Annotated in this window: 18 protein-coding genes; 5 read left to right on the top strand and 13 right to left on the bottom strand. The window is 44.4% G+C overall.

Annotated features, from left to right (window positions below):
- Positions 1–90: 90 nt before the first annotated feature.
- The 7 genes from MARGE09_RS06305 to MARGE09_RS06275 all read right to left on the bottom strand — a co-directional run bounded on the left by MARGE09_RS06305 (position 91) and on the right by MARGE09_RS06275 (position 8,774).
- Entirely contained in the window at positions 91–1,209 is a 1,119-nt protein-coding gene (locus MARGE09_RS06305) for a glycosyltransferase (RefSeq protein WP_236986498.1), read from the bottom strand.
- A 46-nt stretch (positions 1,210–1,255) separates the two neighbouring features.
- Positions 1,256–2,323 (bottom strand): EpsG family protein, encoded by a 1,068-nt coding sequence (locus MARGE09_RS06300; RefSeq protein ID WP_236986497.1) that lies wholly within the window; start codon positions 2,321–2,323, stop codon positions 1,256–1,258.
- Between the two features lie 43 nt (positions 2,324–2,366).
- On the bottom strand, positions 2,367–3,512 hold the full coding sequence (locus MARGE09_RS06295; RefSeq protein WP_236986496.1) for a glycosyltransferase family 4 protein: 1,146 nt from the start codon (positions 3,510–3,512) through the stop codon (positions 2,367–2,369).
- Positions 3,513–3,614: 102 nt separating this feature from the next.
- On the bottom strand, positions 3,615–4,928 hold the full coding sequence (locus MARGE09_RS06290; RefSeq protein ID WP_236986495.1) for a lipopolysaccharide biosynthesis protein: 1,314 nt from the start codon (positions 4,926–4,928) through the stop codon (positions 3,615–3,617).
- A 51-nt stretch (positions 4,929–4,979) separates the two neighbouring features.
- A complete protein-coding gene (locus MARGE09_RS06285; RefSeq protein ID WP_236986494.1) occupies positions 4,980–7,166 on the bottom strand; it encodes a polysaccharide biosynthesis tyrosine autokinase in 2,187 nt (728 codons plus the stop codon).
- A gap of 25 nt (positions 7,167–7,191) precedes the next feature.
- The gene (locus MARGE09_RS06280; protein WP_236986493.1) at positions 7,192–7,650 is read right to left on the bottom strand and encodes a low molecular weight protein-tyrosine-phosphatase; all 459 of its coding nucleotides are present in this window, start codon (positions 7,648–7,650) and stop codon (positions 7,192–7,194) included.
- On the bottom strand, positions 7,647–8,774 hold the full coding sequence (locus tag MARGE09_RS06275; protein ID WP_236986492.1) for a polysaccharide export protein: 1,128 nt from the start codon (positions 8,772–8,774) through the stop codon (positions 7,647–7,649). The genes MARGE09_RS06280 and MARGE09_RS06275 overlap by 4 nt, the downstream gene beginning before the upstream one ends.
- A gap of 1,111 nt (positions 8,775–9,885) precedes the next feature.
- On the opposite strand from MARGE09_RS06275, the gene MARGE09_RS06270 reads away from it, so the two are divergent.
- Positions 9,886–11,898 carry a polysaccharide biosynthesis protein gene (locus MARGE09_RS06270; protein ID WP_236986491.1) on the top strand — a complete coding sequence of 671 codons (2,013 nt, stop codon included), beginning with the start codon at positions 9,886–9,888 and terminating at the stop codon, positions 11,896–11,898.
- A gap of 225 nt (positions 11,899–12,123) precedes the next feature.
- Here the strand turns inward: MARGE09_RS06270 and MARGE09_RS06265 are convergent, their stop codons facing one another.
- Together MARGE09_RS06265 and MARGE09_RS06260 are read right to left on the bottom strand one after the other, a co-directional pair.
- The gene (locus MARGE09_RS06265) at positions 12,124–13,413 is read right to left on the bottom strand and encodes a DUF1501 domain-containing protein (RefSeq protein ID WP_236986490.1); all 1,290 of its coding nucleotides are present in this window, start codon (positions 13,411–13,413) and stop codon (positions 12,124–12,126) included.
- 27 nt (positions 13,414–13,440) lie between these two features.
- A complete protein-coding gene (locus MARGE09_RS06260; protein ID WP_236986489.1) occupies positions 13,441–16,227 on the bottom strand; it encodes a DUF1588 domain-containing protein in 2,787 nt (928 codons plus the stop codon).
- 906 nt (positions 16,228–17,133) lie between these two features.
- Here MARGE09_RS06260 and MARGE09_RS06255 point away from each other — a divergent pair.
- Positions 17,134–17,844: a pseudouridine synthase gene (locus tag MARGE09_RS06255; protein WP_236986488.1), complete on the top strand. Its 711-nt coding sequence runs from the start codon at positions 17,134–17,136 to the stop codon at positions 17,842–17,844.
- On the opposite strand, the gene MARGE09_RS06250 is transcribed toward MARGE09_RS06255, so the two are convergent.
- Complete coding sequence (locus tag MARGE09_RS06250) at positions 17,826–19,316, bottom strand: CehA/McbA family metallohydrolase domain-containing protein (RefSeq protein ID WP_236986487.1); 1,491 nt, start codon at positions 19,314–19,316, stop codon at positions 17,826–17,828. The genes MARGE09_RS06255 and MARGE09_RS06250 overlap by 19 nt on opposite strands.
- Positions 19,317–19,667: 351 nt before the next feature.
- Between MARGE09_RS06250 and MARGE09_RS06245 the strand changes: the two genes are divergently transcribed.
- Positions 19,668–20,396 (top strand): BON domain-containing protein, encoded by a 729-nt coding sequence (locus tag MARGE09_RS06245; protein WP_236986486.1) that lies wholly within the window; start codon positions 19,668–19,670, stop codon positions 20,394–20,396.
- 71 nt (positions 20,397–20,467) lie between these two features.
- Here the strand turns inward: MARGE09_RS06245 and fghA are convergent, their stop codons facing one another.
- The 3 genes from fghA to MARGE09_RS06230 are packed head-to-tail and all read right to left on the bottom strand — an operon-like array spanning position 20,468 to position 22,973.
- Complete coding sequence (fghA, locus tag MARGE09_RS06240) at positions 20,468–21,307, bottom strand: S-formylglutathione hydrolase (protein WP_236986485.1); 840 nt, start codon at positions 21,305–21,307, stop codon at positions 20,468–20,470.
- 14 nt (positions 21,308–21,321) lie between these two features.
- Positions 21,322–22,428 (bottom strand): S-(hydroxymethyl)glutathione dehydrogenase/class III alcohol dehydrogenase, encoded by a 1,107-nt coding sequence (locus MARGE09_RS06235; RefSeq protein WP_236986484.1) that lies wholly within the window; start codon positions 22,426–22,428, stop codon positions 21,322–21,324.
- Complete coding sequence (locus MARGE09_RS06230) at positions 22,425–22,973, bottom strand: gamma carbonic anhydrase family protein (protein ID WP_236986483.1); 549 nt, start codon at positions 22,971–22,973, stop codon at positions 22,425–22,427. The genes MARGE09_RS06235 and MARGE09_RS06230 overlap by 4 nt, the downstream gene beginning before the upstream one ends.
- Before the next feature lie 144 nt (positions 22,974–23,117).
- Between MARGE09_RS06230 and MARGE09_RS06225 the strand changes: the two genes are divergently transcribed.
- Complete coding sequence (locus MARGE09_RS06225; protein ID WP_236986482.1) at positions 23,118–24,479, top strand: NAD-dependent succinate-semialdehyde dehydrogenase; 1,362 nt, start codon at positions 23,118–23,120, stop codon at positions 24,477–24,479.
- Between the two features lie 95 nt (positions 24,480–24,574).
- Positions 24,575–25,543: a hypothetical protein gene (locus tag MARGE09_RS06220; protein WP_236986481.1), complete on the top strand. Its 969-nt coding sequence runs from the start codon at positions 24,575–24,577 to the stop codon at positions 25,541–25,543.
- Positions 25,544–25,546: the final 3 nt, after the last annotated feature.

Here is a 25,546-nt window from a genome sequence, read left to right as displayed (position 1 = left end):
CATTGCCACGGATGGAGGAAATGCAGAAAGTTGCCTGGAGCAACTTATGCCCTTGCTCTCACACAAAAATTACTATTTTTTGACGTGCCCTTATGCCAATTCATTAACTTGCGCACCATCCTGAACAACATCTTCAAGTAACTTTTGCATCGTTAATACAGATAGTGACCAACTGTATTGCGATTTAACATGCTTATAGCCTTCCTGCCCCATTGATGAACGTAAAGAAGGGTCTTCAATTAAACGCTGCAACGCCTTTGCAGCTTGCTGAGGTTGCGCTCGAGGAACAACAATCCCTGTTTTTTCAGCAACAACAACCTCAGGCAACCCGCCAGCATCAGAAACGACTACTGGCTTACCCGCTGCACCAGCTTCAATAATTGCAACACCAAAACTCTCACTATCCAACCGGCTTAACGCAGCATAAATATCAAATTCGGCAAGCTTTTTCGGCACCTCAAAGTGGAGCACTCGCCCAAAGAACCTGGTTTGCTGATCAACATCAAGGCGCTTAGCTAACAATTCGAGCTCCTCTCGCTGCGGCCCCTCGCCAACAATATGCAATTCTAATTTTTCAGCAATTTCAGGGGATTTTTTCCGATAATGAGATAGCAGTAGAGCAAACGATTCTATCAAGGTGTCAATGCCGTATTTTGGCGCTAACCTTTTTATCGTACCAATAACTAGAGCATCCTTGTTAACAGCGACAGACTGCCGATACTCGAATCGCTCCACGTCGACGCCGAACGGGGTAATAGCAATATCACCTAAATTGTCAGCTAGTGTATGGGTTTGCGTTGCCATACAGTGGCTTGTCGAAGCGATTCTGTCTGCCGACTGCAAATTAGTTTTAATCCAATACCGGTGAAATTTGGATTGATTGGGCACATCGTATACATCGCTCCCCCAAACCGATAAAAGGTAAGGATGAAAATTGATCAAGCGAGCAGTAGTACCATAACCACTAGCGTAATGAGCGTTTAGTACATCAGGCTTTATTTTTTTTAAAAGTTTCTTAACTGACGAAGCCATTAAAAAATAACCTAACGTTCCACGATACGGAAATTCATGTAAAACTACAGATGCATCAACCGGTTCAAGTAAGGGATGCTGAGTAATTAAATGCACCTGATGGCCTGCCTGAGCTAAACCATTAGCCCAACGAATAGTATGAATACTGGCACCACCAGAAAGCAGAGCAACTTTCATAAGGACTCCTTTAAGCTCAAGACCAGCTCGATAGATATCTCATTAACTACAACCACATTACCCGCCCTGTAGGCACAAGAAACATAGATAGCAGCACGAAAAGAAAGCTAATGGGTAGAACCCAATAAGCTCGTTGCGCATAGACTAAAGCAATACATAAAACCGCGAAAACAACAGAAAATATAACACCAAAAAGGCGAAAAACTCTATCACCAAATATTCCAAAATCATTAAACCCAATCAAAAACAGTAAGCCGTACAAAGCCACGCAAAGAACTATACTGTAATGCAAAAAATTCCTGCGTAATTGATCTTGGAAAATAATATATAGCAGCACCCCTGTCGTATATAGCAATACCGCGCCGCGCAACAAACCCGTAGCGTCACCACGCTCACTAACACTGTACCTTAAAATTTTACTGTTCAAATAATGTGGTAGCCAACCTTGATCAACCAACACGGCCAAGTATTTACCAACACCAGAAAAACCCAATACCAAAATGGCCAATAGTATGATTAGCGCCTGAAAACGATTGAGATCTATGGTGCGAGCGAATATAAGCGGCAAGGCCGCCAAAGCCGAGACGTGAAATGTTGCCGCTACACAAACAAGCGCAACATAACGCAGCGCTTTCCCTTCTATCAGACTTAGCAATGCTAACGCCATAATACCTGCCGCTAAAGATTGCCTTAAAAGGAATGAGTCCATGTAAAAAAACAGAGCAAAATAGGCCACCACAGCAATTACAGGTGGCTTAGCGACTTTAAATATAAAATATAGCTTTAAATACAGTGCCAAAAAAACAACTAGAAATCTAAAGTAGTAAAAATCTGTGGATATAATCTTAAAAGCCGACATCAATAATGTGTACCCAGGCTCACCATAAACATGGGAAAAAACGGCACCGTGAAAAGCAACAGCTATAAGCGAAGGTGTGACATCAAACATGGTTTGATATGTATGGTAATCTGGCAGCACAAAAAGCGATACAAATGAAGCTCCTAGCAGAGCGATCAATAGCGACCGGCTAATAGCCATTGGCTTTTCTTGTACGATAGAGCTAACTGAAACAAGAAGGCATACTACAGCACTGAATACAAAGTAGTAGTTCATTCACAGCGCACCGATAGCGAAATATAACAAGTGGATAGCGCTTTCATTTTGGCACCGCCTTCATACCTATTTCATTAATCATGGCCGCTTCTAGGTTTTTTATTTGGTTAAACATAGAATATTTTTGTGCAGAGGCCATTGCAATCCGGCTCTCTTCTATCAGAGTGTTAGAGCAATTAAAACATTCTTCTAATTTCGCTTGCCACGCGGGTACGTTACCCGGCTCTACCAGTAAGTACGCCCTATAGGCTACAGTTTCGGGCAAGCCTCCAATATTCGAGACAAGAACAGGTTTTTTAGAAAGTAAACCTTCCACAGCAATTCGGCCAAAGGGCTCCTCCCAAATAGAAGGTACCAACACCAAATCAGCTTGAGCAATCAGTGCTTCAGGGTTGGTTACCCAGCCGTGGAGTTGCAAATTACTAGGCTTGAGATCGTCAGATAGATCACCTCGATATCCGATAATCGAAAATTTCACAGCAGGAAAGCGCCGGCTCAATTCAATGAATAAATGACCACCTTTTTTCTGAGCTCCAGAAACCATTACCACCGAACGAATAGTATTTTCTTTAACACTATCTAAATCCACAACTTGCGGTCCGATGAGGTCAACAGGAGGGTAAATAACATAACGTGAAGGTGCGCAAAATGCGGCCTGGCATTTTTCGGCCATAAAGTCACTGTTAGGCAACACAAAATCAAGCTTATTGATTGTCTTATCTTGAGTATCACCATAAAGACAATTTCGAAAAACTCTCTTTATTTTACCGCCAATAGATTTAGGATCGTATTCTTTAAAATTTTCAAAGGCACGGATAAACGCACCAACCGGTATGTTATTGGCTTTTGCATACGGTAATGCTGCATTAAATTCTAAAGTGCTGCAAAGAATAATATCGGGCTTAATTTTCTTTAGAGCTTGTCCTGTATTTCTGCGATATAGCCATTTAGAGGCTAAGCGAGACAATACGCCTGGCAACAAACACAAAAAGCCAGTTGCCGAGTAGTCATAGTAGGTAACCTTTTGAACCTGCTCCCCCTTTAGGTTGTTACCCACAGCGGATAGAACCGTTACCTGGTGATTTTCAGCCAACGCCTCAAGTAATCTTCTGTTAGAAATTTCACCACCACCGACTTTTTCACCTTTTTCGGGATGCCTGAATAAAACTGACAAAAATACAATATTCATATTACCCCACTCCCTGTATATAAAGGGCGTGTCTGAAAATAGTAATTTTTAGGGGTAAGACTCGCATATAATATTGTTAGGTTTTGTAACAGCTTCATTGTTCTACACAGCCTCTTGAACACGGTGAAGCTTAGCCGAAATAATAGTCGCTATGGCAAGCATCAGGTATAACAATACGTTAACGCAACTGAATAGGGCTACTGCGATAAGGGGGTCATTAAAAACTAAAAAACCGACCAATAAAGCGGCCCCACGCATTAACAACCCGACAGTTTCAAAGGCTAAAAAGTAACCTTGCAATGCTAAAACAGGAATAGCTGCAATGCAGGGGCGATTAACGAATGCAAAGAAAGTCCATAATGCTAACCAACGGGCATACTGACCCGCATCACCCCATTGATCGCCAAAGGCTAATGTGAATAGCCAGGGTCCCATAAGAATGATCAAGCCGAAAGGAACAATTCCCAGCACAGCGAGCGATAATGTTGCCTTTAAGAGCAAGCTGTAAGAGTTTTCACCTGCTTGTACTGATTCATTAAAACGGGGATAGAATACAGAACTTACAGATTGCCCGAGCAAAGTAGAAGGGATACCCAGTATGGTGCGCCCCAAAGAATAAAAGCCCGCCGCCGCGGGGCCAAAAAACGCCGCTAACATTAGAACCGGTAAACTTTGAGAAACTCCATTTAAAAATATTTGCGGTGTACGATAATAGGCAAAGTCACTATGATTTTTTGCAATCGCGGCTAAAGGCTTAGTCGCCTGCCCTATTGAGCTTAGCGCTGGTAGTTGAGAAACAGCCTTTACCTTAAAATACATCATTAACGCATAGGTGGCATTCGCAATAACAGTGAGCACTATCAGAACTGCCGCGACTGGCAAAAATAAACCCAAGCCGACTTTTGCCAAATTAAGCCATAGCGCTTGCATCACCGTCACTTGAGCTTTAATTTTAAATAGCTTTTTTCTCGCGACCCACTCATTAGCCAGTGCCATTGTTGTAGCCAATAACATACCTAACGGCATCAATAATACATAGGCTTCAATACTCTGCAGATTAAATAGCTTAGCTATAATATGGCCAAAGAAAAAAAGAAGAATAAGAGCAACTAGTGATGTTATTAGCGCAATAAACAATGACAGTTTCACAAGTGCTGCCGCATCCATATCACGCTTAGGGAGGACAATTGCCATAGGGTAATTAAGTGCAGCCAACGGTGTTGCAATAGTCAGCATCGCAACAAATGTACCCAACACTCCGAAGGCTTCGGGTCCATATAAACGAGTAATTATCGGGGTAAATGCCATATTAAGCGCTTGTGCTCCGGCGGTGCCGGTCATAACAAGCGCGACATTTCGCACAAAATTACTGCGCGTAAATCTATTGCCGCTTAAATAACGAGTAACGGCATGCATTAAAAATCGCCCTGCATTCGCATCAGCGTTATTAGTGTTAGCTGGCCCAATCTATACACTTCCTTCAGTTCCATAGCCATAATCACCATAGCCATATGTAGCTGCGGCAGTCGGCGTAAGGCCGTTCAATACCGCGCCTGCAACACGAACACCCGCATGCTGTAATCGCTGTAGCGCAAGTTGCACCTCTTGAGGGGTGCTAACTTCAAAACGCACCGCTAATAGCGTGGCCCCCACCTGGCACCCAATTACCGCTGCGTCTGTCACCGCAAGTACAGGAGGAGTATCAATAATGATTAGATCGTAGTCACTTGCCAAAGACCGAAGAACCTCAGTCAAAACTGGTTGCGCTAGACGCTCAGACGAATTGGGCAAAAGATCTCCTCGAGGTAAATAAAATAGATTATCGATTCCCTCGTATGCACGTATATGTGCATTTACGTCTCCACCAGATAACACATCGCTAAAGCCACCTGAAGCTTTAGTATCTAGGTATTTATGGAGCGAACCTTTGCGCATGTCTGCATCAAGCAGTAGAACGCGCTGTCCAGCTTGTGCACATACCGCCGCTAAATTGGCAGCAATAAAGCTTTTGCCTACGCCCTGCGTAGCACTTGTAATCATCAGACAGTTATTCGAAGAGCTCTTTAAGTTAAAGTAGAGGCTCGTACGTAACGCCCGTAAAGCTTCGACTGAAGTATCTGTCGGGTCGCTTTGAGCGATCAAATTTTGCCGACCTACTGTAGCGGCCTTCCGCTTATCAGACTTTCCTTTTGTTTTTTTATAAAAAGGGACAGTTGCCATAACTGAAAGCCCAAGCATTTCAAGCTCGCTTTGCAAGGCAATGCCTTTTTTGGTTAGCCCTAAAAGCATCACTAAACTTACAGAGCACATCACACCAAAAATCGCAGCGTATATAAGCATAAGCTTTTTTACTGGGTGGACAGGCTTGGGAAAACCTTCAGCTCTATCTAATATACGGACATTGCCAACGGTGCTTGCTTCCGCAATTTGCATTTCTTGAACTTTGTTTCGCAGTTGAACGTAAATTTGTTGATTAACAGCGGCATCTCTCTGTAAACGTAAAATTTGCTGATGAGTTTCCGGTAAGCGCTCAATCTTACTTTCTATTTTAGTTTGGTCAGATGTAAGTTGTCGCTTTTTATCCAGCAAAGCTGCATAGGTAGGATGCGTGGGAGTAAAACGCTGTGATATTTCGGCCTCAGTTAATTCTAGCTCATTTATTTGTAGCTCTAACTTAACCAAACGATCGAGCACCGAGCGCGTTTCTAGAGGCAAATCCAAACTATCTTTATCTATTCTATAGGCGTTTAGCATATCTTCTGCTTGGGCAAGCTCCTCCCGAACCTTTGGCAGCTGCTCTTCAAGAAAGTCTAAGCTTTGCCTTGTTTCCTCTGATCGATGCTGAATATTCTGCTCGACATAAATACTTCCAATTGTACGCAGCACAGTTTCTGCTGAGCCTGGGTCTGGGCCGATCAGGCTCCAACTTAAAATTCCCGTTTCTTGGCCTCGCTCTGATACAGATAATGCTTTTTTAAGGTTACTTATTGCTAACAAACGCGGTTGGCGGCTCAGTAAAAATACGGCGCCAGCAGGTGCATCGATGCTATGCACGCTCAGCGTAACCTCTCCATTTAAAAAACGGCTGTCTTCACCAACGATGCCCGTACCGATATTTTGATCATCATAAAAAATGTTATATGTCTGAGCATCAATAACGACCAACTGAAAGTTTTTTCGTAAATACGAATTAGACACAGTTAATTGAGCAACACGGATACTCTCGTTTGCCCAAACAAAACGCCAACCTTCCGCAAAACCGGGTCTTACTATGCCAATACGATTAAGGAAACCGCCTATTACAGGAAAGGTTAGAGGCTTAACAATAACATCCAACTGAAGTGCATCAACTGCACCACCTAGCACCATTCTTGAGCGAACAATTTCTATTTCAGCTTGCGATGGAGGCTGCTTTCCCAATAGCGTATTCACATCTGACAATGGATTAATTCGCGATGGCTGCTCTATTTGAACCAACATATCGGCGCGGTATGAAGGTGTTGCCAAAAACGAGTAGATCCCCCCAATGAGAATAAATGCTAGAGTAATACCAGCAATTAACCATTTGCGCTCGAACAATAACGCCGCTAACTTAGGTAGATCGATGCCATCATCATGCTTTTTATATGAGCTGGAAATATCGGCGTTGGGCATGGTATATCCTAAACATCCTTTAATTTTAACGAGAGAGTGGTTCACTTAACTTGTTGCACCAAGTATCTGCGGCACGTACCAATTGATTATGCACCGTCGCAAAAACAGCTAAGCTTTTTCGAAAAGGGTCGATGATTTCCTCCCCCTGCGCGCTCCCTAACCAACGTCCAAACAACACCGTTTTACCGGTCGCCGCGGGCATAATCTGAGCAACTTCATAACGCTGCCTCGCTGTCATGGTCAAAATAAGGTCTGCACTTTTAATCATGCTTAAATTAATTTGACGAGCCCGGTGATCACTAATATCTAAACCGCTCTTTTCTTTTACTAAAGCAAGGGCTTGGGGCTCTACGTTTGCATTGACAACAGCATTAAGACCAGCCGATTCGACAAACAGATTACAGCGGGAACCCAGCAATGCAGCTCCTACTGGGCTACGACAAATATTACCGGTACACACGACTAATATTTTTGAAAACTTCACGGCCGCTGACCACTATCAAGATTGACACCGATTTCAGACATTTGGTAAATCGCCGTAATAGACGGTAACAACTGACTTAACACGCGATTCCAGCGCGAGACTGGGGCAGCGGTAACATAAACAACATCAGTCGGCTCTAGCATAAATTCCGAACCCAGCGCAAAAGCAGCCGCATTACTGGCATCCAATTGATAAATTGTGGCAAATTTTTCTTTATTCGCTGTTCGTCTTATCACGAAAACACCAGAGGCATTGGCGGTAATCTGATTAAGCCCACCAGCTTTAGCAATCGCACTGGTTAACGACATTCTATTATTACCCAAAGTGAAAGTAGTCGGGTTCCTCACCTCTCCCATCACAATTGCAAGCTGATTGCCGGCCTCTGGCACATGCAATACATCACCATTTTTTAATAGATAATTTTGACTCAAGTCGCCCAATGTCAACATGTCGTACACGGATAAAGCTGTATCAATACCGTCACGCGTTAAAATAACGTTACGCCAGTTGGCATCCTCGGTTAGCCCTCCCGCAAAACTCAGCGCATCAAGCACACGAACTGGCACATTGGTAATGGCGAAAGTACCAGGCTTAGAAACTTGACCGGTTACGTAGGTTTTTTGAGCATTGAAAGCAACGACTTTTACATCGACTTGAGGCTTGGCAACAAAGTCTGCCAAGCGTGTTTGCATTTCGTTACGTACATCACGCACTGTACGCCCAGCAACATTCACCTGACCAATATAGGGATAAAAAATAGTCCCGTCAGAATGTACAACATTGCCAGATTCCGCCGCACTTCGCTCACTACCAGCAGGGATAGTTAACTCTGGATGGTCGTATACAATAATACTAAGAACATCGCCCCGCCCTATTAGGTAGTCATAACCCGCTATAGAATCTGCTGGGCTAATGCCACTAGGCTTTAACGCTTTCGGCTGATTCGCCATTTGAGCAATCAGGTCAATTGTAATTGGTTGTATATCAACAACATCCTCAATGTCACCGTCATTTGCATCAACATAAGCACCAGGCGCAAAAGCACAGCCCGACAAATTAATGAAACCTACAGGAAGCAGAATAAAATAAATGGCGAGCCTCGCCATGTAGCCAATTACAATCATATTAAATCTCTAACTCCAAGCCCTTTATTATGGGGAGTGTTCAACTTGTACAAAGGCTAAAACCAAGTGGTAGAAAAAATTATCCCCCATATAAGCCCTTATATACCTTGCGCCAAAGCGCGGAAGTGGCCGATACAAATTGATAAACGTGGTATCTACTTTAAAAGCTAAGCTCTTAGCGGCGTCACAAAAAGCTAGCACTAGGTACTGGCACGAAACTAACAATAATGACACCAATAATCTCAGATTCAGAATTGTAATGGCAGAAAACAATAAATGCATCAACTAACGCATAGATTTTTTAACCGTAGCGACATTTAGCACACTAACGTGTAGCAGCCTCATTTGAGCATGAAATATGAACACTACGAAATAGCAGAATATGCCAATGGAACCCAGCCCGCACCAAGAACTAAGTCATAGCCATACAATTTATTACTTAAGGGCATCTCTAAAAATGCACTTTTTACGCGATAGCGGCATCAGCTCCGTCCTCGAGTCCTCATTTACACCACGTAAACTGCGGCTCTCCGGGCGGTGCTTCTTTGCTCTCACAAAAAAATTACTATTTTTAGAGGTGCCCTTAAATTTACAGAGGCATTAGTGCGACCTTTACGCGCGACGACGCAGACAACCATAAAAAGTAACAAATAATTATTAACAATCTATGACAGTAATCACATACATACCACAACCCGCATTGACTCCCTTATAACATTCGGCGTGAAAGCGAAATACCAATTGCATGGCCAAAGCCCGACAACAAAACCCTGAAGGCGCCAATAAACACCTGATGACACTCAAATAGACATGAGGCCGAAAAAAATCACAACACAGAGAAATAATGTATTTGTTTTTAGTAAATAACGTATTTTTTACTTTCATGTACTTCGGACTACTGATAACCTCCCGCAAAGATAAATACATGAGTGTCTCTTATGCTCACAACAATTTTCTAGCCGAAGTTATAAATCCAAAATATAAAAACTATATTTTCAGTGATTCTAATCACCGGATTCTCTCGGCTTTAAAAAAGTGAACAGAGATTAAACCATTAAATATTTATTATTTTCAGAAACCTAAAAAGCCTGAAACCCAAGAAGGAACCTGCATGTTGCGATTATACAAATCCAGCGCCATCGATTTTCTTTTTAGGCTATCGCGAAGACAGAAACGACAACTGCAAATGCTGGCAGATGCAGCCTTACTTGCATTTAGTTTTTGTATGGCCATGGTTTTACGATTAGATGGCTGGAGCTTTTATTATAAGAATACGGACTGGATATTCTTACTTACCACGATTCCCTTAAGCCTATGCATATTTATTCGCTTAGGCTTCTATCGCGCAGTCGTTAGGTATATGACTCACCGAATGATCGAGCCACTTATGCTTGGCGTCATGACTTCAGCACTATGCCTAGCCTTAATTAGCTACTTATTTCATTTATCTGTACCCCGCTCTGTACCCTTCATCTACGCAATGATAGCCATACTCACTATCGGCGGAGTTAGATTTATTTTGCGCGCGTTATACATGAGCTTACATTTGCAATCTAAGCCTCGGGTACTACTTTATGGCGCAGGCTCAGCTGGCCGACAATTAGCTGCATCACTCGAGCATGGGCAAGATTATCTTCCTGTTGCTTTTTTGGATGACTCCCCAACCCTGCAAGGTACCTATATGCAGGGCATTAAAGTTTATTCACCTTGCGATATTAAAAAAGTCATTGAGCTTCACGAAGCAGAAAAGATTCTACTGGCAATGCCTAGCCAGTCCCACGCGAGGCGGCGTGAAATTCTAATAAAGTTAGAAACACTAGACATTCCCGTACAAACAATACCCGGTGTAGCGGACTTGGTTTCGGGTAAAGCAAAAATTAACGAAATCCTGGATGTAGCCGTTGAAGACTTGCTAGGTCGTGACGCCACCGCGCCATCAGGATCATTAATGTGCTCAAAAATTTCCGGAAAGGTCGTGATGGTGACAGGGGCTGGCGGATCAATCGGCAGCGAGCTGTGTCGACAGATTATCCGGCAGCAACCTAGCCAGCTTTTGTTATTGGAAGTCTCTGAGTTTGGCCTTTACAGTATCGAGCAGGATTTAAAGCAAGTTTCATCAAGTGAAGGGCTAAACGTGCCCATCAAGGCGCTACTCGGATCGGTGCAAAAAGGCGCGACAATCGAATCGATGATGCGCTCTTTTAACGTACAGACGGTTTATCACGCAGCCGCTTACAAGCATGTTCCCATAGTCGAACATAATATTATCGAGGGCGTTAGCAATAATATAATAGGGACACTACAAACAGCTAAAGCAGCTATTAATGCAAACGTCGAAACTTTTGTATTAGTATCTACAGATAAAGCCGTACGTCCAACCAACGTTATGGGGGCCACTAAACGAATGGCAGAATTGGTATGCCAAGCCCTTGCAGATACACAAACGACAACCACCTTCTCCATGGTGCGCTTTGGCAATGTGCTTGGATCTTCAGGCTCGGTAGTACCATTATTTAGACAACAAATTAAAGATGGTGGACCAGTAACTATCACCCACCCGGATATTACCCGCTACTTCATGACAATCCCTGAAGCAGCACAACTCGTTATTCAAGCCGGAGCAATGGCCAAAGGCGGTGATGTATTTGTATTGGATATGGGTGAACCCGTTAAAATTGCCGACCTTGCAAAGCATTTAATTCGACTATCAGGCCTAGATGTGGCCGAAGCCAGCTCTACTAATAGTAGAAATCGCTCAGGTGAAATTGCGCTAGTTTATACCGGCCTGCGCCCTGGCGAAAAACTTTACGAAGAACTGCTAATTGGCGATAACGTCGAACCGACAAATCATCCACGCATCATGACTGCGCAAGAAGTCTATTGGCCCTGGCCTCAACTAGAGCGCTTGCTTTGCGAACTAACCGATGCCTGCACAGCAGGAAATGCAGAAACGATTAGAAAAATTCTTCTGCAAGCCCCACTCACTTACCAGCCGCAATGCGGTATTGTCGACTTAGTATGGCAGAAGCTAAACGGCACCGAGCACGATACAACGCAATACCCTGCCCCAAAAATTATCGGGCGTGCTTTGCAAGAACTCAAAGAGCCGCTTGCTGTCCATTAGCCTAAGCACTATCAACGCGGTCCTTTTAACCCCAACAACCCCAACGTTGCATTAGATATTGAGTTCAGGAGCTTTTAGAGTGGTATTTATAGCGTTGAACGGAGATTTTTTTGGATTGATACTAGTCACTCTAGGTGAGATCCAGAAACATTGAGTACGACGTTAGAAATACTGCTATAGAAGCAGCGAAGCGATCCTGGGCCAAAAGTTAATGTAACGTTAGGGTTAAGTGTTAAAAAAATTAAACTCTTGCTCTATCGCCAATTGAAATTTGGCTGCACTTTCGCTATTAGCCAGCCCCAAAAGTTGACGCAACGCCTGCATAACATGCCCAGGCTCTATTTCTACCCCGTTCATTTTATCAACATTTAAAGTGAACGGATTGATTGGTTGCCCCACATGGCCCTCATCTGTGTAACCCACTACACGGTTCGTCCAGGCCATATTTTTCTTCATTACTAAGGTGCTGCCATATGGCCAGTGGTCTTTGCCGTTCTGGCGGTTATACCAAGGCGCACGCCCAAAGTCAGACGCCATTACAACCACCAACCTATTTGCAATACCTAACTGCTCGGCGTAGTGCCACGCGCAGCTGACGGCATCATTAAGTAAAGTAACGCGTTCGGCAAACTGTAGATCATGCTCTTCATGCGTATCAAAACCCTTAATAGGTACATCAGCTGCAATCCCTAAACCCGATTTAAAAGCCGTTAGTGCGGTTTTTAAAGTAGTGGTATAGCGGTTTGCTTTAAACTTTCCCTCGTTAAGTTCATAGAACACATCTTGAAAATGCTCAAAGCCGTGAGTATCAGCTATAGCTGCACGGTAATAGTCCAGCATTTGCTGCTTTTGTTTTTGCAATAAATTTATTGTGGATATTTGATTCGCAGCTTTTCCGGCCTGAACCTGCCTAAAAGTACGTATTAAGGAAAGGTCATCTTTTGGGAGGTAGCGCAAAGTATCACCACTGGCCGGATCCCACAAATTGGGGTTTATCAGCTCCAAGGCCGCTGGATTAAGCGCGGCAGGCGTGATTAACCCAGCAGCTTCGAACTGGCTGCTAGCCATTACCGGCATTGCCATATTCGGGCTAGCTTCGTAAGCATACAATGCCGCAAGATGTGGCATATGGTTATCGATAGAACCCGTATGATTAAAATGCGCACCCGCACTATGAATATTTGTCCGCGCATTAATGCCATTAATCACTAATGTTTTTTCATAATGAGTTTGAAAAAATTCTGCATTGTTGGCAATGGGCGCAAAATGTAAGTTCCCAGCACTTTGTATGGACGCCTCTTTCGCCCAGTTATTGATAGGCCGCCCTTCCGAGGGATTCATTTTAGGGTCGCAATAGCTTGCTACGTCCCAGCCGCCATCTACTTGTATATATAAAAGAAAGTCCCCAGTGAAATTTGGCTCGACGCCCCATACGCGTGCGGGCAACAACGGCCCCGCTACAGCCGAAACACCTAACTGCCGAAGAAAATGCCTGCGCCTCAACTGCTCTACCATACCGTAGGCCTCACATATCTACTTTGCTTACTCATAAAGGTAATTAAAGTCTGTCATTAAGCTAACCATAACGCCACGCCAAGCCCCCAAATTAAGGAATGGGTCCGCCCCCCAAATACGAGTAGGTACTCCACCGCTGCTATAGCCACAACGCAAACCGCCTTCTACAATATTTTTTTCGCCGCCGCGCAATAATCTATTGTTACGTAGATCTATAAATAATTGCGTGTACGCCAATACTGCGGGCGAATTTTGCTCATACCGTTTACCGTGCATCCTTTCAATAAGCTTGGCCATTTGTAGACGAAAGTGTGTACTTGCGGCATCACTCGCACTTGCCTGTAGCTGCTGGGGGCTTACAGTAATATTTAGATGATTTCCTATTGCCGCTGCCGCTAACGACAAACGAAGGACATAAGTTCCGCTGATGCTAACTGGCACCTCAATACTTACCTCAAAGCCGTTGCGCAGCTTAATCGGGGCATTCCACGCGCCTGCTGGCTCGCCAGTCACCCAATCGTGCTCGCGGTATAACAAGCGAGCATCGCCATCCAATACAACGGCGCCGTTAGGGTCGATTACCGTAATATTATATATTTCAGTATTGTTAAGGTTATTATCTTCAAATACATCAGTTAAAGATGTCATTACGTAACTAATTCGTTGCTCAGGCAGCGCTTGAACAGTAATAGAAAAATCAACGCTCTGCTTTTCTATCTCACTAAAAATAATATCTTGTGTATATGCCGCACTCGGGGTTGAATAAGGCTCGACCAGATTAAATAAATGCCGAGACGGCGCCGCCGAAGAAAACTCTGATACTATAATATTACAAGCATTAGTCAACGCATGACGTTCAGCGGCGCGTAGCATCATTGCGTTTAAATTACGAAGCCGTTCGGTTGTATTAAATGAATCAATACCACCATATAACACGGCCATCTCGTTAACTAAATGATCGTCATATACCCCCGTTAAAGAAGCTGTTTTATTGGCCAATTCTTCAGGTGTCAATAATCGCCGCCCTCCTGAACTAACAACAAGGCTTGTAGTATTAGCAGGCTCGACCGCTTGGGCACGAAACCAATCAGACATTATCATATCAGCCAATAATTGGCGTAAATTCTGTTGGCTTGCGCCAAAAGTATTAGCCAGTGACGATAAGGTTTTTGATTTTTCGCTATATTGGCTGCTAGGCTGCGCACCGCTAAACATCGGCTCACCAAAAATTGCCGGCCACCAAAATTTTACTGCAGCGCTATTAAAGCGGGGATCTTCAACCAGCAATTTAGCCAAAGCCTGGACCGAGGCATTTTTACTTGCTATAGCTATTCCGTTAAAAGCTGGCGGTAGCATATCGGCATACCAAGTATCTCCCGCCGCATACAATGGGGAAGTTTTATACTCTTCATCCAAAGAATCTATACCACCCGCATTGGCTTTATACATACCACGCTCAGAGAAATTCTGAAAGGCTCCGGCCATAGGGTCTATTAAAGAATGGCAACGCGTGCATGCTATATTATTAAGCGTGGGGTTTTCGGTGTCATCTAACAGTGCAGTATTTGAAATAGTCCTTGTCATAGCACTTTCAATATCAAAGCCTAGAAAATGCTTATAAACCCAATGCGCCCTCGCACGGTTACGGTTTGTTGCGGTGGTTGGGTATTGTTGTAAAAAAGAAGGTTCGGTTAAAACACCTGCATGCGGAATAGTTACAGCTCTGGATACATCCCAATCCCAAAATGGATGCCTTTTGTCTGATTCAGAGACATGCTGACCAAAATTAATGGCCGGTAAAAATTCGCCACTTTGTGGGGATAGCTCTGTTTTATAGATTCTAGCTGTTTGCTCAGAAACCATTGTATAGCTTGCAGTCAATATTTCCGAATAAGGGCGATCATTAAGTACAACATGCGCAATCAACTCTAATGGAGCTTCCGCTAGTTCAAATAAAACACGATCTAGATAATTTAGGTTGGTTGTATTATCCACAATGTAACTTTCTCGAAAAATAGGATAATAATATTGAAAATCTGCACGTAGATTTTTGGATTCAAGCAAACTGCGCACTAACAGCTGATCATTAGCCCCGCGCTTTAAGAACGCCTTAAAACCATCGCCATGCATTAATTCTAGAATGGCAGTGCGCAGTGTGGCTTCATCACTACCATCAATAGCAATCAACATATTTTCTTCGGGTATTTCTCCCGTCAATAATAAACTTGCGCGTCGATAAGTTGTGGCGGGTGATTCAATCGTATATTTTTTTTGATTCGCAATACCTTCACTAAGGTCTTCGCCTGTAATACCCTCAAGATATTCGACGACCATTGCGAAACTTTCGCTACCTTCTACCAACTGTTGCCCGCCGCCATGATTATGGCCACCAGCAGCAACTTCTAATAGCCAGCGCGCATCTGTATTTAATGCGAAGGCATTAAATATGGTAAGGTTTTCTTGCTCCACATTATTATCACCAATAGCGAATAATAATGATTGATTTGACGCAACACCTAAAGGGTTATGGCAAGCCGCACACGCAGCTTGGATAACATCTTGATGAATAGTGGATTCCATCCCAATTATGGACGAGCTTGATATAGCTTCAGCAGAGTTCACAGTGCTTTCGCTAGATTCGCTGGAGCTAAACGCAGCACTAGATTTACTTGAGGCTGCAGAGTTACTTGAAGGAGCTGTAGAGGCTGCAGGAGCCTTAGGAATTGTAGAAGCTTGCGGCACTTCAGGCTGCTCATTCGGGCTACCGCACCCGACAAGAACAACAAGTAGAATAGCCAGCCCCAAAATCTTCATACATCTATGACCTATACAGCTTACACCGACTTTCCTGCATCCACTTATGCCAATGAAACGTCCTGCAGAAGAATAATATCCCATACTCTATAATATTAAATCTTTCATTAATGATAGCCGGCATTTACACATTTAAAAGCGCATATCTCCATGAACTGGGTCTTAAATAGAACTTATATTGTGGTATTGCTTACCACTTATTACCTTGGTAACACATTATCTATTTTTCAAAGTATATTTACCGATCTAAAAACTTATCGCAATTAAAACCCTAAAGCTAAGTAAAAATAAGTGCTGCAGTCCTCAAAAACAACGGTAGATGTAAGCGCCATTACGCTAACAAAAGCAGTACACCCCATACAATTTATTTTTGTTTTCACAGTAGATGCCAAATTTATGACTAAACCACAAAGCGCCTTTTATAAAAAGCCGAGAACCGCAGTTTACGCAGGGTAAAGCACTCAGCGCATCACCCTTCGGGTAGCAAGGCCGTGCAAATTAATTCTCTAATTTGTGAGGATTTTTTGAAGCCCTTCTGGGCGTTAATCCGACCGATTGCCTGTTGGCAACCTAAAACTCCCTTGGCGTTTTGGTCTAGGGCGGAGCTAATGCCCATGGATGGACTGAATTCAGGTTTTGTATCAGTTCAGGAAGCACCTTATTAGAGCTTACACCACCACAAGGTAGTGGTTGATTAGAATTACTCATGGGCAACTATCGAGGATAGGATGTCGATAAGCAAAAACCTGTAAGCCACTATCGTGGAAAAGCACCTTTATAGATGCCCAGTTATTAAAAGCTCAAAGACAAATTAATATTCCCCTCAGACATGAAAACAGCGCGATCGTCTAATGTAGCCAGCTTGGGCCACCCCACAACCTGCGATAACTCAGGTACAATTTCACTATGAAAACCAAAACCTACCGCCTAGATCGCTTTATTCGCAAGCACACAAGCATAGCTATGGGTGCAGTTCGGTTATTGGTTGCGCAGCAAAAAATACTTGTTGACGGGCAACCTGCGCAAAGTATTCACCAAATAATTGGTGAATTCACATCTGTTAGCCTCAATGGGGTTAACATACAAAATAATACCGCACGCTATATTGCATTGCACAAACCCAGAGGTATTGTTAGCGCAACGAAAGATGCCAAGCATTCCACCGTGCTAGATCTACTCCCTCAACACGAACGGCAAGGGCTGCATATTGTTGGACGGTTAGATTTTAATTCTACGGGGTTAATTTTGCTTACCAATGATGGCCGCTGGTCCAAAACTATTAATGATGAACATAAAAAAGTACCCAAGCAATATACCGTAACCGTTGACAAGCCCATTACCTCGGATGTTATTACGGCTTTCCATCAAGGTATTTACTTTGCTTATGAAAATATCACCACAAAACCTGCAGGCTTGAAGATTATCTCGCCATTCACGGCACAAGTTACTCTAACCGAAGGGCGTTACCATCAAATAAAGCGAATGTTTGGACATTTTCAAATTGAGGTCTTAACGCTTCATCGTTTTGCGATTGGTCAATTACATTTAAACGACACGCTTTCGCAAGGGCAATATCAATGTATCGCGCCACAAGATGTCTACGAATCGGTAAGTTGATAAAAAATCGGATTGCTGTAGAACCATAAATCATGCCATGGGTTTTCACCGGGAACATCTGGTTCGGGCTCTAACTCATTTCGATTATTGGTACCGCGAATACGAATATAGCCCGACTTTTTCACATCGCGGACTTTTAGCGATAAGGAAATAAAGCCCCGCCGGTGCTGTAGCTCATCAATAAAAAACCGCTCAATAACTGTAACATTAGCATTATTATTTGTAGACGGATCAACCGGCTCGGTAAAGGCCTCTCCCTGAATAATATCAATGCGCGCAAGCTTTGGGTTATCGCCATATGCATTAACTGCTTCCGGGTCACGAACCCTTACTTTAATTTGAATAGTATCACCGGGCAATATGGTCAACGTTTCACCAATCCTAGCCGTGCGCTTAACGGCGTTATTAATTAGCGATAACTGAGGCGACCGATTAATTAGCGTAAAACCTAAATCGTCAATTAAATCTCCGGTTACAACAAATACCCTTCCTTTTCGTAAGCCCTCTAATATGCTTGCGTAGTTCTTATCGGCATAAATATACGTTTTGGTATATTCCCCGGGCCAAAAATCCCTACCACCTTCGGTATAATGAACATGGCTATCTGAATTTGCCGTGACCCACCAATGTCTGCCCTCCGCTAGCATGCTGTCCCAAAACCCGCCTAGCTGTGCGGTCATTTGATCGTATCCGCCCATAGTTGGGTAACTGTTATACCCTCCACGATTACCAAAGCTTTTTAAGCTACCGTCGGAGTTAATACTTGCAGCTTGATGGCCTGGCGCGCCCTCCATCCCTACAGCAACACTTGGCGCAATATCATTCCAACCACGCAACTCACGCGGGGTTATTCTTGTATACGCACCTAGATCGTAGGCGCTGCGGCTAGGGTGGTTCGCCATTAAAATTGGAGCAGGGTCAAATATTTGCATCGCCAATAAAGCCGCCAGCATATCTTCTTCAGAATCCCTTTCTGCACTGCCATAGAGCTCTTCCTCACGATTAAAATCACGCTCTATTTGAAACAACTGCTCTGCCTCGGCTGAAGAATAAGGAATAATCAAACTGCTATGTTGTGCCGCAGGGGTATCAAACTCCATTCCGTAAAACTGCAGCACTTCAGGCACAGCTTGACGCGAGGCGACTAAATCTGGATAGGCCTGCTCTAAATTTACTTGGCTATGGTTAGGCCCGCCATGATCAGTAATGACCATCCAATCCAAGCCGTACTTATGCGCCATTTGCGCATTGAGCGCCGCTGAGTATTTGCCATCACCGCTGTAACGGCTATGAATATGATGGTCCCCTGCCAACCATCGCCGTCTAGTCTCACCCGGGGAAGGAGTACTCTCGGCCGGAGCCACAAAAGGTAGACGCGTTTTATGCTTAGAATTTTCGTCATTACCGCAAGATGTGAGTAATGCCATTAAAGCTGTGGCAAAAAAGGGAACAACTAAAGGGAGATGCTTCATAGGTAATAACTGCAATAGCCCGAGTAATTTAATCTGAGCGATTCTAACTTAGCCAACCTGCGATATCCGAGTACAGATTATGCCGATTTTGTGAGCTAGCTCTTATCAATGCACTCTAGCGCCCCAACTACCCCACACAAAACCATTTTGCTAACTCATAAGAAAAAACAATAAGCATTTTGTAATTGTTACACCGCAATAGCGGTAAATGCTAAAAAATTTTACAAGCACCTAGCCGCAACACGGCGTATTACGCAGTTTTTAAACATTGGCACACTTTAAGCAATAGCTTGGTTGTAGTAGCAAATTGCCGATTACCCAAATCCAACATGAGAAAAACTGGAGTTAATTATGAAATTTTCAACTAACCTTATTTTACCCTTAACCTTCTCATCTATTCTTGCAGCAAGTACCGCGCTAGCGGGTGATGAAATGGAAAATACTGCCGAAAATATCGAGAAAAAAACAGAGCACACCTACCACGACGCTAAAAAAACAACAAAAGATACCTATAAAAATGTGAAAGAGGGAACTAAAGATGCTTGGGCAGATGTAAAAGAAGGCTCTAAGAATATTTGGGAAAACACACAAGACGCTTACAATGATGGTGTAATTTCTGGCAAGCTAGAAACAGCTCTTATCCTAAACGAACATTTAAACCCTTTTGAAATCGATATTGAAGTGGAAGGTAAAAAAGTCATCCTTGAAGGCGAAGTCGACTCTGAAATTGAAAAAGATCTTGCCGAAAACATAGCCGAAGGCATTAAAGGCGTTAGCTCCGTAGATAACCGAATAACAGTAGATGAAAATAGCGACAACAAACGAGAAAAAATGAGCGAAAGTAAAGATCGTGACTTTTCTCAGTATGTTGCAGATGCATCCACTACCGCATCAATTAAAACCGAACTAATCGCCAACGACAGCGTATCGGGCTTATCTATTGACGTCGACACTTTTAAAGACCGCGTAGTACTGAGTGGCGAAGTTAATACAAAAGCACAAAAGTCACTGGCTGAGCAGATTGTGAAAAAGCGCGAGAACGTTACTCAAGTCATTAATAATTTGACAGTTAACTCTTAATCCTAAAATCAATAGAGCTTCGCTTTGGCCCTATTGATAAAAACGCGCAGTATTTAAGCCGCAAGCGAAAGCTAGCGGCTTAAATGTTTAGCATGAAATGCAATGTGCTCACCGATAAAACTGGCAATAAAATAGTATGAATGGTCATAGCCAGCATGCAGGCGATAATCGAGAGGGTAGTTTTTTTGCTTAGCTGCGCTTTGAATTTTTTCAGGCTTGAGCTGTTCTAACAAAAAGGAATCGTCCGCACCTTGATCTATACGCATAGGCACTGCTTGCTCTGACATCAACAGTAAAGCCGTAGCATCATATGCTTGCCATTTATTTTGATCGCCTCCCAAATAACCGGTAAAGGCTTTTTGCCCCCAAGCACACTGCATTGGTGCGCATATAGGTGCAAAAGCCGATACAGAAACAAAACGGTTAGGGTTTTTTAACGCCGATATTAACGCCCCATGCCCCCCCATCGAATGGCCACTAATCGCTGCTTTATTGGTAACAACAGCAAACGCGTCTTGAATTAAAGAAGGTAACTCATCGTTAATATAGCTATACATTTGATAGTGGTCTGACCAAGGTTTTTCGCTTGCATCAACATAAAAACCTGCTGCTAAACCAAAATCCCACGCGCTTTCAGCATCATCTGGCACAGCCTCGCCGCGCGGGCTTGTATCTGGCGCAACAATCGCTATGCCGTGCTCGGCGGCATAGCGTTGCGCGCCGGCCTTAGTGACAAAGTTTTGATCATCGCAAGTTAACCCCGACAACCAGTACAGCACAGGCACCGGGCCGTGCTCTGCTTGCGGCGGCAAGTAGATAGAAAACACCATATCGCAATTTAGCACGCCAGAGCGGTGGCGATAACGCAGCTGCTTACCGGAAAAAATTTTGTGTGAATCGATAAGTTCCATATCAGCTCCAGTCATTAATAAAGCACAACCGAGCGTATACTTTCGCCACTATGCATTAAATCGAAAGCTTTATTAATATCATCCAGCGGCATGGTATGCGTAATTAAATCGTCGATATTGATTTTTCCATCCATATACCAATCGACAATTCTTGGGACATCTGTGCGACCACGCGCACCACCAAAAGCACTGCCCTTCCAAGAGCGGCCTGTTACCAGCTGAAAGGGGCGTGTGCTAATTTCCTGCCCGGCTCCAGCAACACCAATGATATAAGACTCCCCCCAACCTTTGTGGCAGCACTCTAAGGCATCACGCATCACCTTAACATTGCCAATACATTCAAAGCTGTAATCGGCACCGCCATCGGTTAATTGCACAATAGCATCCACTGTATTTTCCACATCGTTGGGGTTAATAAAATGTGTGGCGCCAAATTGTTTTGCTAGTGCGGCTTTTTTAGGGTTTGTGTCTATACCAATAATTTTATTGGCACCCACCATTTTAGCGCCTTGAATAACGTTTAAACCAATACCGCCTAAGCCGAATACCACAACATTAGAGCCGGGCTCTACTTTGGCATCAAATGCAACAGCGCCCACACCGGTAGTAACGCCGCACCCGATATAACACACCTTATCGAAAGGTGCGTCTTGTCGAATTTTTGCGACGGCAATTTCCGGCATCACGGTATAGTTCGAAAATGTCGAACATCCCATATAATGCAAAATCGGTTTACCCTCTAATGAAAATCGCGATTTACCATCGGGCATAACCCCCTGCCCTTGCGTACTGCGAATGGCTTGGCACAAGTTGGTTTTGGGGTGTAAACAAAATTTACACTGCCTACACTCAGGCGTGTATAAAGGAATAACATGGTCACCGGGTTTTAACGAGGTAACGCCAGCGCCTACCTCTACTACCACGCCAGCACCCTCATGGCCTAATATCGCAGGAAAGGCACCTTCAGGGTCATCGCCGGACAAGGTAAATGCATCGGTATGGCAAACGCCGGTGGCTTTAATTTCGATAAGTACTTCACCAGCCTTTGGCCCGTCTAAATCCACCTCTGCAATTTGAAGGGGTTTACCGGCTCCAAAAGCAATCGCTGCGCGTGTTTTCATGATTTTTCCTCAGCATTAAGATATTCATTTTTTAAAGACACATAATTTTTAGCCGAATAATTAAAAAAGGCTATTTCGCTGTCTTTTAACGGCCGCGCCTTTTTACATGGGCTACCAATATATAAATAACCACTTTCTAAAACTTTGCCCGGCGGCACTAGCGTGCCAGCACCAATTACCACTTCGTCTGGTACCACAGCGCCATCAAGCACCGTTGCACCAATACCCACTAATACTCGATTACCCACCGTACAACCATGCAAACAAACGCCGTGGCCAATGGTGACGTCCTCGCCAATAATTAATGGCCAGCCGTCCGCATTAAAATCGCTCGCGTGCGTAATATGCAATATGGCGTTGTCTTGCACACTGGTACGCGCACCAATGCGAATGCGATGCATATCGCCGCGAATAACCGCACATGGCCATACTGATACATCATCACCAAGCTCTACATCGCCGATAACAACAGCGCTGGGGTCAACAAATACACCGGCCCCAAGCTTTGGGGTTATGCCTTTAAAGGTGCGTACGGGGGAAACCATAGCCTGCTCCAGATTGTTAATTAACAAGAACACGCATAATAACCAGTTACGCCAGCCTCTGCAGACGAGATTCGCTATCTGCTAGAACGGTTGATACGATTGGGGGTTTACTCCTACCGGCAATCATCAATACTAAGGTTCCTCATGTTAACAGCCACAGACCCAACGACAGGGGCAGTGTTTTTTCAACAGGCCTCGCTAACTCCGCACGAAATAGAGCAACGGCTGGCACAAGCACACTTAGCATTTGCCACGTGGCAACACACAACGTTTGATGAACGCGCCGCAGTATTGCGCCAGGTGGCCGACAAGTTACGCCAGCAAAAAAGCACACTTGCACATTTAACGGCAAAAGAAATGGGTAAACCTGTAACCCAAGGCGAAAAAGAAGTAGAAAAAGCCGCTGGCTGTGCAGAATACTATGCCGACCACGCTGCCCACTTTTTACAACAAGAAACACTGCCCTCCGATGCATCCCACAGTTTTGTGTGTTATCAGCCGTTAGGGCCAATACTGGGCATACTGCCTTGGAATATGCCTGTCTGGCTGGCATTTCGTTACTGCGTGCCGGCCTTAATGGCCGGTAATACTTGTGTAATGAAGCACGACCCCAACACACCGCAAACGGCGCAAGCCATTGCCGATGTATTTACAGCCGCGCAAGCTCCACAAGGTATTTTGGTGAACTTAGCGATTGAAACCCAAAGCGTAGCCAGCGTAATAGAAGACGCCCGCATTGCGGCGGTTTCGTTTACCGGCTCTAGCGCGGCTGGGCGCAAAGTTGCCGCCACCGCTGGCGCCGCGCTTAAACCCTGCGTTTTAGAATTGGGCGGCTCCGACCCTTGCGTTATTTTTGCCGATGCCGATATAGAGCAAGCGGCTAATGTCGCAGTGCAATCGCGCTTTAATAACTCGGGGCAATCCTGCATTGCCGCCAAACGTATTTTGGTAGAACAAAGCCTTTACCCCAGCTTTATTCAAGAATTAAAAAAACGGGTTGCTCAACAAATTGTAGGCAACCCGCTAGCACACGACACCCAAATTGGCCCTTTGGCCCGCGATGACTTACGCCAAGCCTTACACGCTCAAGTGCAAGCATCGATTACCGCTGGAGCACATTGCTTGCTGGGCGGCAAGCTGCCCACCGAAAGCGGCTATTTTTACCCCGCAACACTATTAACCGACGTAACGCCAAATATGCCAGTATTTACCGAAGAAACCTTTGGCCCAGTGATGTGCGTGAGTGTCTTTAAAGATGCCGAACAAGCATTAAAGCTCGCCAACCAAACGGATTACGGCCTAGGCGCTTCGGTCTGGACGAGCAACCAAGATTTGGCCAATCGTTTTGCGCAAGGTTTAAATGCCGGCCAAGTGGCCATTAACGGGTTGGTGAAAACCGATTCTCGCCTGCCCAGCGGGGGCATTAAAAATTCCGGTATGGGGCGAGAACTGGGGCCACACGGCATTCGTGAATTTGTGAACACCAAACAAGTATGGATTAAATAACCTATGCGTAAGTAGTGTGTTATTCACTATCATTTAGCGTTCACATAAACGCACCATAATCCAACTGATTTTATCAGGCCCGCAAGGAATATATCGTGAAACTCCGCATTAAAAAGGTGCTATACCGCATTGCCGCCGTCACCACATTACTAGCCCCAAGCGCCGCGCTAAAGGCGAAAACGTTTAGCTTCGCCGCCCTTGGCGATACCGCATATATTACGCCAAGGGACTATCCCATTTACGAACAACTGATACGCAACATCAACCAACAACCGCTAGCGCTCACTATTCATGTAGGGGACTTATGGGGCGCAGGCCCTTGTAGCAACGCCAATATGGAGCGACAAAAAAAATACTTCGACAGTTTTGAGCAGCCATTGATATACACCCCTGGCGACAACGAATGGGTAGATTGCCATCGCATTAACTTTGGTGGCTTCGCCCCGCTTGAGCGCTTAAATGTAGTACGCGACACCTTCTTCCATGGCACACAAAGCTTAGGCAAACAGGCAATAGCCCTAAACCGCCAAAGCGAAGACCCCGCGTATAAAACCTACGTAGAAAACGCCCGCTGGCAACATGCCGATGCTATGTTCGCCACCGTGCACGTTGTGGGCTCTAACAATAATGCTGGCAAACAAAAAGAATTCTTAGCCCGCGATAATGCAAATGCGGTATGGATTGATGCATTATTCCAAGCGGTTAAAAGCGCAAAGGCCAATACCATCAACGCCGTTGTTATTGCTTTACACGCCGATATGTTTGGCCTGCGCAACACCATATCGCCAGCCTACAAAAATACTGCCGAGCGCATTGTGGCCGGCGCCAAAGCCACAGGCCTACCCATTTTGTTAATACACGGGGATAGCCACCAATACATCGTAGATACCCCCTTCAAGGCAGCAGCTAATATTACGCGCTTACAAGTGTATGGCTTTCCAGATATTAAAGCGGTGAAGGTTAAGGTCGATACCTCGGCGCAGGCTGCGGCTACTTTTAGCTTTACGCCTATTAGCGCAACTACAAACAGCCCACCTAAGACACCGCTACCGGCTAAAAAATAGCGT

The organism is Marinagarivorans cellulosilyticus, assembly GCF_021655555.1.
In the GTDB taxonomy this organism is placed as follows: Bacteria; Pseudomonadota; Gammaproteobacteria; order Pseudomonadales; family Cellvibrionaceae; genus Marinagarivorans; species Marinagarivorans cellulosilyticus.
Note: the sequence above shows the minus strand (reverse complement) of the source record. Positions and strands in the feature narration are given on the sequence as shown.

Bases quoted from the DNA above. Each gene is read 5' to 3' on its own strand.
- MARGE09_RS06305 (WP_236986498.1), bottom strand. From the start codon at position 1,209: ATGAAAGTTGCTCTGCTTTCTGGTGGTGCCAGTATTCATACTATTCGT.
- MARGE09_RS06300 (WP_236986497.1), bottom strand. From the start codon at position 2,323: ATGAACTACTACTTTGTATTCAGTGCTGTAGTATGCCTTCTTGTTTCA.
- MARGE09_RS06295 (WP_236986496.1), bottom strand. From the start codon at position 3,512: ATGAATATTGTATTTTTGTCAGTTTTATTCAGGCATCCCGAAAAAGGT.
- MARGE09_RS06290 (WP_236986495.1), bottom strand. From the start codon at position 4,928: ATGCATGCCGTTACTCGTTATTTAAGCGGCAATAGATTTACGCGCAGT.
- MARGE09_RS06285 (WP_236986494.1), bottom strand. From the start codon at position 7,166: ATGCCCAACGCCGATATTTCCAGCTCATATAAAAAGCATGATGATGGC.
- MARGE09_RS06275 (WP_236986492.1), bottom strand. From the start codon at position 8,774: ATGATTGTAATTGGCTACATGGCGAGGCTCGCCATTTATTTTATTCTG.
- MARGE09_RS06270 (WP_236986491.1), top strand. From the start codon at position 9,886: ATGTTGCGATTATACAAATCCAGCGCCATCGATTTTCTTTTTAGGCTA.
- MARGE09_RS06265 (WP_236986490.1), bottom strand. From the start codon at position 13,413: ATGGTAGAGCAGTTGAGGCGCAGGCATTTTCTTCGGCAGTTAGGTGTT.
- MARGE09_RS06260 (WP_236986489.1), bottom strand. From the start codon at position 16,227: ATGAAGATTTTGGGGCTGGCTATTCTACTTGTTGTTCTTGTCGGGTGC.
- MARGE09_RS06255 (WP_236986488.1), top strand. From the start codon at position 17,134: ATGAAAACCAAAACCTACCGCCTAGATCGCTTTATTCGCAAGCACACA.
- MARGE09_RS06250 (WP_236986487.1), bottom strand. From the start codon at position 19,316: ATGAAGCATCTCCCTTTAGTTGTTCCCTTTTTTGCCACAGCTTTAATG.
- MARGE09_RS06245 (WP_236986486.1), top strand. From the start codon at position 19,668: ATGAAATTTTCAACTAACCTTATTTTACCCTTAACCTTCTCATCTATT.
- fghA (WP_236986485.1), bottom strand. From the start codon at position 21,307: ATGGAACTTATCGATTCACACAAAATTTTTTCCGGTAAGCAGCTGCGT.
- MARGE09_RS06235 (WP_236986484.1), bottom strand. From the start codon at position 22,428: ATGAAAACACGCGCAGCGATTGCTTTTGGAGCCGGTAAACCCCTTCAA.
- MARGE09_RS06230 (WP_236986483.1), bottom strand. From the start codon at position 22,973: ATGGTTTCCCCCGTACGCACCTTTAAAGGCATAACCCCAAAGCTTGGG.
- MARGE09_RS06225 (WP_236986482.1), top strand. From the start codon at position 23,118: ATGTTAACAGCCACAGACCCAACGACAGGGGCAGTGTTTTTTCAACAG.